This is a genomic window from endosymbiont of Lamellibrachia barhami (assembly GCF_011947365.2).
Classification (GTDB): Bacteria; Pseudomonadota; Gammaproteobacteria; order Chromatiales; family Chromatiaceae; genus QGON01.
Window position 1 is genome coordinate 402548 of sequence record NZ_JAAVSH020000001.1, and the last position, 7608, is coordinate 410155.

Sequence of the window (7608 nt, forward strand, 5' to 3'; positions counted from 1 at the left end):
TAGTGGGGTTCAGCGCGCTTTTCTGCGATCAACGGGAAAAGGACGAGATTGCGGTGGACCTGTGGTTCACCCAACCTGACCTGGGAAAGACATTCGGTAATGGTGGACATGGCAACCTCCTGTGACAGGGAACACTTAGGGTGTTGTCATTATCACTGAGGCGGTGACTCATTCCGTGAGTCCGTGAAGCTGGTCGACCTGGATCAGAACAAGTTCGCCAGTTGAATTTTTTGGTGTTTAATTCGCCGTGGTTTGCTGGGAAGCGTTCGGAGCGGGGCTGGCACCTAACGCGTCACTGGCCCACAGAGCAAAAGCAACAAAAAAAGCCTACACCAAGAATGATGTAAGCCTTTGATTTTATGGCGGAGAGGCAGGGATTCGAACCCTGGGTGGGCTACAAACCCACGCCGGTTTTCAAGACCGGTGCATTCAACCGCTCTGCCACCTCTCCAGTGCGGCGCTAGGATACCACCAGTTTCCCCCTTGAAAAAGCCCGAGTTCGCCTATATTTCATCTATTGATCTTTCAAATAAGACGGGTATCCTTCCCTGAACTAATATGGATGTACTTTGTCATATATTAAACGTTCGATTTCAGGCATTTACCCAGGAGGCAAAGCCGACATGAACCAATTCGATCTTAGCACCGCCCGTTCCCAGGAATCGGTACTGGAAACCAATAAGGTGCTCAAGAACACCTATATGCTGCTGTCTGCAACGCTGGTCTTCAGCGCGATTATGGCTGCGGTCTCCATGGCGATGGCGATGCCACCCATGGTCTATATGATCTCGGTGATTGGCGCCATGGTGCTCGGCATATTTGTTCTGCCCCGCACCGCCAACTCTTCCAAGGGCATTGGGGTCATCTTCCTGATTACCGGCCTGATGGGTTTTGGACTGGGCGCTATACTCACCCAATACCTTGCCCTGCCGAAAGGCCCTGAGATCATCGGCACCGCTTTTGGCGGCACCGGCATCATCTTCCTTGGTCTCTCCGGTTACGCGCTGACCTCCAAACGTAATTTCAGTTTTATGGGCGGATTCCTGTTTGCCGGCATGATGGTTGTCCTGCTCGCGGTACTCGCCAATCTCTTCATGGATCTGCCTGCGCTTTCACTGGCGATCTCCGCAGGCATCATCCTGCTGATGAGCGGCTTTATCCTGTTCGACACCAGTCGCATTATCAGTGGCGGCGAAACCAATTACATCATGGCCACTTATGGCCTCTATCTCGCTATCTTCAATATCTTCATCAGCCTGTTGCATCTGTTGGGGGCGTTTTCCGGTGACGATTGAGTAGCCACTTGATGCTGTACGCTAAAGCCCCGGCCTGTGCCGGGGTTTTTTCTTGGTGCGCCGGAATCAATGGTAGGCCGGTTCAAGCGTAGCGGAACCGGCAACTCCATGCGTATCCTCATTCAGGAGTGCCCGATCCGCTACGCTTGATCGAGCCTACATTCGGAACAGTTACAAGAGTAAAACAATTATGGATTGGATGAAGATACTTGCTGCGGCAGGCGTTGTGATGATGCTGTTTTTTATGTGGCCAGCCTACAAACACTGGAGCCAAAACGGCCCAAAGGCAGAGAAAGGTGACTGGCAGGCCGTAGTGCTGCCGCTGGCAGCGATAGTGGGGTTTGTAGTCCTGCTGATCATGATGGTGAGATAGCCCCGCATCAAATGCTCTGACGGTGCCCGAAGGGTTTCCAGGAGGGTGCGATGACATTAGGCATATCAGATCGTTTGAGCAGGCGGGCGGGTGCAATGGCAAACTCGCCATAGCGTGCGTTGGTTTGATCCACCACCTGATGCAACGCACCTGACTCCACCTGCGCATCCATGCCAAAAAGCTCCAGCTGTTCGCAAACCGGTCGAGGATCCAATGCCGTGACCTGAACCTGAGAGACACCCTCTCCCTGCCACTGCTCACGCAAGGTTTCGCGGCACAGCGCCATGATCCGGCGCCCGTCACTCGTCGGCAGGGGGGTAGCCCGCTTGGCGCCAATCCACCCCCATCCCGCCCGGAGCCCCACAAAGAAGCGACTGGCCTGTAGTTCATGTCTGCGTAACCGGGCGGCCACCTTCTCGCTCATATGCAGCAAATAGATCTGGATTGTCTCCAGGTCCCGTGCATCCGGCGGCATCACCTTACCGTGACCGATAGACTTTGGCGACGCCACCCGGGTCTCCACCCGATCCGGATCTTCCCCCTGGCACATATACCAGATACGCCTTCCCTGGTTGCCGAAACGCCGGCCAAGCTCACCGATCGGCAGCCGTGACATGTCACCACAACGATAGACGCCCCGCTCCGCCAGATAGCGGCCGACGCCATCTGCAATACCACAGAGTTCCGTGACCGGCACTTCCCGCAGGCGATATCTGGCCTCCCAGGGCGGAATCAGCACAAAACCATCCGGCTTGCCCTGCTTGGCCGCCCACTTCGCCGTTGTCTTATCCCCGCTCACGCCCACTGAGCAGCGCACGCCAGAAGCCATCTCCACCCGCGTTTTTACCAGACGCCCTATCTTCTCTGGCGATCCATAGAGCCGCTGACATTGCGTGACATCAAGGAATGCCTCATCGACGGAGAAGATCTCCAGATCCGGCGTGATCGTCCGCAGGACATGCATGATGCGGGTGGAAACTGCGGCGTACCGTTCAGGGGAGGCAGGTACCTGGATAAAATCCGGACAGATCTGTAGCGCCTCCCTGACCCGCATGCCGGTTTTTATCCCCAGGGCACGCGCCTCGTAGGAGCAGGTGATGATGCAGGTACCACGCCGGCCGTTGGTGATGCCGATCGCCCGTCCCCGCCACTCTGGATGATCCCGTTGCTCCACCGAAGCAAAGAAGGCATCCATATCCATCAAAATGATGACACGCCGCCAGCGCCTATCCTCCAAGGTCGTCATCAACGCTTACCATAGGTACGCAGCTGCCCCACTACCACGCCCTGGATACGCACCCGTTCAGCAGCATAAACCATGGGCGCCATCGCGCTGTTGGCGGGAATCAGACTGATGTCACCCTGTGGATTCCGCCGCAGATATTTCAGCGTCGCCTCTTCATTGTCAATCAGTGCCACCACGATGTCCCCATCGGCGGCGTGCTCCTGTTGCGCAACCACCACCATATCGCCATCGAGGATACCGGCCTCCTCCATCGAATCCCCACAGACCTGCAGCGCAAAACGCCCAGGGCCGATAAAAAAGGCGGCCAGATCCACCCGCACCTGATCCTCGATCGCTTCGATCGGCCGCCCCGCTGCAATGCGCCCGGCCAGCGGCAACGTCATATCCCGCTCTTTATTCGGTTCCGGCAAGGTAATGCCCCGCTTGCGCCCAGCATGCAGTTCGATGACCCCCTCTTGGGCCAATGCCTGTACATAACGATGTGCCACGCCTTTGGAACGGATACCGATCCCCAGCGCAATCTCGCTCAAAGTCGGGGCATAACCTTCGCGAACAATAAATTCACGAATAAAATCCAGGGTCTTCAGGTTACTTTTGCTCAACATAATTGTTCTCTAAATGTTCTCTACCTCAAATAATAGAGAACATTTAGAGAACTGTAAACAGATGATGGCGTTTCCAATTGACCATGAGCAACCAGACTGCTGTTTCCCGCAGTTGCTGATAGCGATTCATCCCGTAAACAACTAACCTAGTGTCTATCCGGAAACCCATATCTAACTACGAAGTACACGAAGAAAATTTATTGCTAATCAATCTATTACCTTCGTGCTCTTCGTGTCCTTTGTGGTTAAAACATTGTTTCCGGATGGACACTAACCTTAAGTGTTCGTCCTGAAACATGGATTACAGACTGAGCCCCCAGGAGAGAGCGCCATGTTCGAAGCCACTAAAGTCGGTCGAAAAGTCACTAAAGAGGACTACAAGGCGGAAGAAGCCGATCTGCGCACCGAACTTCTTCATGTACAACGGGAGATCCGGAAGACCAATACTTCCGTTGTAATTATCGTTGCGGGGGTTGAAGGGGCGGGTAAAGGTGGGGTGGTCAATCGCCTCAATGAGTGGCTCGATTCCCGTAATGTGCAGACTTTCGCCTTCTGGGACCAGACCGATGAGGAGCAGGCGCGCCCCCGCTATTGGCGTTTTTGGCGCACCCTGGCGCCGAAAGGGGATATCAGCATCCTCTTCGGCGGCTGGTATCTGGCACCTATCGAACACAGATTCCGCAACCAGTGTGACGATGCGCAACTGGATGCGGAGTTGAACCGTATTGCCGACTTTGAACGCATGCTCACGGAAGATGGCACATTAATACTGAAGTTCTGGTTTCACCTGCCGGAAACGGTACAGAAGAAGCGGCTGAAAAGCCTCTCCAGAGATGACAAGAGCCGCTGGAAGATGCTGCCCAAAAAAGCCCGCTTCAGCCAGCAGTACCGCCATTTTGAAAAGGTGGCGGAACGTGTCATCCGGCACACGGACACAGGCGCCACCCCTTGGTATATGATTGAGGCCACAGACAAGCGTTACCGTGATCTCACTGTTGGCCGGACACTGTTGGAGACGATGAAATCCCGCCTGGAGTCACCTCAACTTCTTTGCATCCCGGCCACATCTCATGCCCCCACACTACCGAATCAGGCATCGGCGCAGATTACCCTGCTCGATCATGTCGATCTCTCAAAAACGAAGGAAAGAGATCTCTACAAATCCGAACTCAATAAACTACAGGCCGAAGCCAACGAACTGGCCTGGAAGGCCTACCAGAAAAAACGTTCCTGTGTATTGGTCTTCGAGGGCGTCGATGCCGGGGGTAAGGGCGGCGCCATCCGGCGTCTTACCAGCGCAGTTGATGCCCGTCTCTATCGAACCATTCCCATTGCTGCACCCACCGATGAGGAGAAGGCGCACCACTATCTATGGCGTTTCTGGCGTCATCTGCCCCGGGCTGGACGTATGACCATCTTCGATCGTTCCTGGTATGGCCGTGTGCTGGTGGAACGGGTCGAAGGGTTTGCCAGCGATCCCGAGTGGCAGCGCGCCTATTCAGAGATCAATCAGTTCGAGCAGCAGATGTCGGAAAACGGCATCATCGTCATGAAGTTCTGGCTGCATATCAGCGCCGACGAACAACTCGCCCGTTTTGAGGCCCGCAAGGCCACGCCATACAAACAGCACAAAATAACCGATGAAGACTGGAGAAACCGGGAGAAGTGGGAGGAGTACAAACTGGCGGTCAACGAGATGGTGATCCGCACAAGCACAGAATTTGCGCCTTGGCATCTGATCCCGGGAAACGACAAAAAATATGCCCGTGTCACCGTACTGCGAACGATTGTCGAACGGTTGCGGGCTGAGTTGAAAAGCGATGGAAAAGCGAGCGGCTATATCCCCTGTGGGCCACTCAAAGTCTGACGGGGAGTCCGGAAAGGGTTACTGCTATAAAGAGCAGCAACAGGGAAAGCGGCTGACTAGTGGGGCAGACAGCTACTCTTGCTCAATAGCGCTGTTCACGCGCTCGCGCAGCTCCTTTCCCGGTTTGAAATGGGGGACATACTTTCCTGAAAGCGCGACTGTTCTGCCCGTCTTTGGATTGCGTCCCATGCGCGGCGGCCGATAATGAAGTGAAAAACTGCCAAAACCTCGAATCTCGATACGCTCACCAGAGGAGAGAGACTGGCTCATCTGCTCGATCATGCACTTTACCGCAAGCTCCACATCCCGATAGGCAAGGTGGCTCTGCGCCTTAGAGATTATCTCGATCAACTCGGATTTTGTCATTCTTATCAGCTTCCCAGTGATTATTGGGGGCCGGCAACTCCGGCCCCCGCATTGTTCAGACTACTGATTGAGGAACAATCAGTCGTCCTGATTCTCCATCTGCGCTTTCAACAAATCGCCGAGGGTCGGTGCGCTAGTGGCCGCATCGCGGGCATAACCCTTGATAGCTGCACTCTCTTCATCCGCATCCTTCGCCTTGATAGAGAGAGAGAGCGTACGGTTTTTGCGATCGACACCAAGGAATTTTGCCTCAATCTTGTCGCCCTCTTTTAACACACTGCGAGCATCTTCGACGCGGTCGCGGGAGAGTTCAGAGGCACGCAAGTAGCCTTCAACGCCATCAGCCAGAGTGATAACAGCGCCTCGTGGATCAACTTCGGCAACCACACCGTTCACAAGACTGCCCTTGGCATTGGCGGCAACGAAAGAGGAGAAGGGATCTTTCGCAAGTTGCTTGATGCCGAGGGAGATGCGCTCACGCTCAGGATCGACGGAAAGAACAACGGTTTCAACCTCATCACCCTTCTTGAAGTCACGCACTGCCTCTTCGCCGACATCATCCCAGGAGATATCGGAAAGATGTACCAGACCATCGATGCCACCGTCCAGACCGATGAAGATACCGAAATCGGTGATCGACTTGATCTTGCCAGAGACATGGTCGTTCTTGTTGTGGGTAGCGGCAAACTCATCCCAGGGGTTGGATTTGCACTGTTTGATGCCGAGGGAGACACGACGACGCTCTTCGTCGATATCCAGCACCATGACTTCAACTTCGTCATCCAGGCTGACAACCTTGGAGGGGTGGATGTTCTTGTTGGTCCAATCCATTTCGGAGACGTGAACCAGACCTTCGACACCCTCTTCGATCTCCACGAAACAGCCGTAATCGGCGATGTTGGTGATCTTGCCGAACATGCGGGTGTTTTCCGGGTAACGGCGAGCCAGATTGACCCACGGATCGTCGCCCATCTGCTTCAGACCCAGGGAGACACGGTTGCGCTCGCGGTCGAATTTAAGAACTTTGACATCGATCTCATCACCGATCTCAACCACGTCGGAAGGATGCTTGACGCGCTTCCAGGCCATGTCGGTAATATGCAGCAGGCCGTCGATGCCACCCAGATCCACGAATGCGCCGTAGTCGGTAAGGTTCTTGACGATACCCTTGATCTGCTGACCCTCTTCCAGAGTCTCCAGCAGCTTCTCGCGCTCTGCGCTGTACTCCTGCTCCACCACGGCGCGGCGGGAAACCACTACGTTGTTGCGGCGCTGATCCAGCTTGATCACCTTGAATTCGAGATCCTTGCCTTCGAGATATGCGGTGTCGCGTACCGGACGCACGTCCACCAGCGAGCCGGGCAGGAATGCACGAATATCGCCGAGCTCGACGGTAAATCCACCCTTGACCTTGCCGTTGATACGGCCGTGAATGGTCTCCTCTGCTTCAAATGCCGTTTCCAGCACTTTCCAGGCCTGGTTGCGCTTGGCCTTTTCGCGGGAGAGCCTGGTCGCGCCGAAGCCATCTTCCACGGCATCCAGGGCGACTTCTACCTGATCACCGATGTTGACTTCGATCTCGCCATCCAAATTAAGGAACTGGGAACGCGGGATCACGCCTTCGGACTTGAGTCCGGCATTGACGATGACGGATTCGGAGGTGATGTCCAGCACCGTGCCGATAACGATGGCACCGGGACGAAGCTGGGTATTGGAGAGGCTCTCCTCAAATAATTCTGCAAAACTTTCGGTCATGGGTTTGGATTTCCTGCAACGCTGAACGGTTGCACAGGCAGTTGTAAAAACCTGCCGGGTTAATGGTTAAAAAAAGCTGGTCGATCCAGCTGGCTATGCGG

6 protein-coding genes, 1 tRNA gene and 1 pseudogene are annotated in these 7608 nt (G+C 54.8%); 3 read left to right on the top strand and 5 right to left on the bottom strand.

Annotated elements, in window-relative coordinates; genetic code table 11:
• Positions 1-360: 360 nt before the first annotated feature.
• Positions 361-451 (bottom strand) — tRNA-Ser (locus G9Q73_RS01670).
• Between the two features lie 172 nt (positions 452-623).
• Between G9Q73_RS01670 and G9Q73_RS01675 the strand changes: the two genes are divergently transcribed.
• Complete coding sequence (locus G9Q73_RS01675; protein WP_177418202.1) at positions 624-1295, top strand: Bax inhibitor-1/YccA family protein; 672 nt, start codon at positions 624-626, stop codon at positions 1293-1295.
• Between the two features lie 190 nt (positions 1296-1485).
• A complete protein-coding gene (locus G9Q73_RS01680; protein WP_177418203.1) occupies positions 1486-1668 on the top strand; it encodes a hypothetical protein in 183 nt (60 codons plus the stop codon).
• A gap of 7 nt (positions 1669-1675) precedes the next feature.
• Here G9Q73_RS01680 and G9Q73_RS01685 read toward each other — a convergent pair whose 3' ends face one another.
• Both G9Q73_RS01685 and lexA read right to left on the bottom strand, forming a co-directional pair.
• Complete coding sequence (locus tag G9Q73_RS01685; RefSeq protein WP_177418204.1) at positions 1676-2914, bottom strand: DNA polymerase Y family protein; 1239 nt, start codon at positions 2912-2914, stop codon at positions 1676-1678.
• A complete protein-coding gene (gene lexA, locus G9Q73_RS01690) occupies positions 2914-3519 on the bottom strand; it encodes a transcriptional repressor LexA (RefSeq protein ID WP_177418205.1) in 606 nt (201 codons plus the stop codon). Before lexA ends, G9Q73_RS01685 begins: the two co-directional genes overlap by 1 nt.
• Positions 3520-3850: 331 nt before the next feature.
• On the opposite strand from lexA, the gene pap reads away from it, so the two are divergent.
• Positions 3851-5386, top strand: coding sequence for a polyphosphate:AMP phosphotransferase (pap, locus tag G9Q73_RS01695; RefSeq protein ID WP_177418206.1), 1536 nt, complete (start codon positions 3851-3853; stop codon positions 5384-5386).
• 72 nt (positions 5387-5458) lie between these two features.
• Here pap and G9Q73_RS01700 read toward each other — a convergent pair whose 3' ends face one another.
• Positions 5459-5752, bottom strand: coding sequence for an integration host factor subunit beta (locus tag G9Q73_RS01700; RefSeq protein ID WP_177418207.1), 294 nt, complete (start codon positions 5750-5752; stop codon positions 5459-5461).
• 78 nt (positions 5753-5830) lie between these two features.
• Positions 5831-7516 (bottom strand): annotated as a pseudogene (rpsA, locus tag G9Q73_RS01705) (30S ribosomal protein S1); the annotation flags it as partial.
• Positions 7517-7608: the final 92 nt, after the last annotated feature.

Bases quoted from the DNA above. Each gene is read 5' to 3' on its own strand.
- G9Q73_RS01685 (WP_177418204.1), bottom strand. From the start codon at position 2,914: ATGACGACCTTGGAGGATAGGCGCTGGCGGCGTGTCATCATTTTGATG.
- G9Q73_RS01700 (WP_177418207.1), bottom strand. From the start codon at position 5,752: ATGACAAAATCCGAGTTGATCGAGATAATCTCTAAGGCGCAGAGCCAC.
- lexA (WP_177418205.1), bottom strand. From the start codon at position 3,519: ATGTTGAGCAAAAGTAACCTGAAGACCCTGGATTTTATTCGTGAATTT.
- G9Q73_RS01680 (WP_177418203.1), top strand. From the start codon at position 1,486: ATGGATTGGATGAAGATACTTGCTGCGGCAGGCGTTGTGATGATGCTG.
- pap (WP_177418206.1), top strand. From the start codon at position 3,851: ATGTTCGAAGCCACTAAAGTCGGTCGAAAAGTCACTAAAGAGGACTAC.
- G9Q73_RS01675 (WP_177418202.1), top strand. From the start codon at position 624: ATGAACCAATTCGATCTTAGCACCGCCCGTTCCCAGGAATCGGTACTG.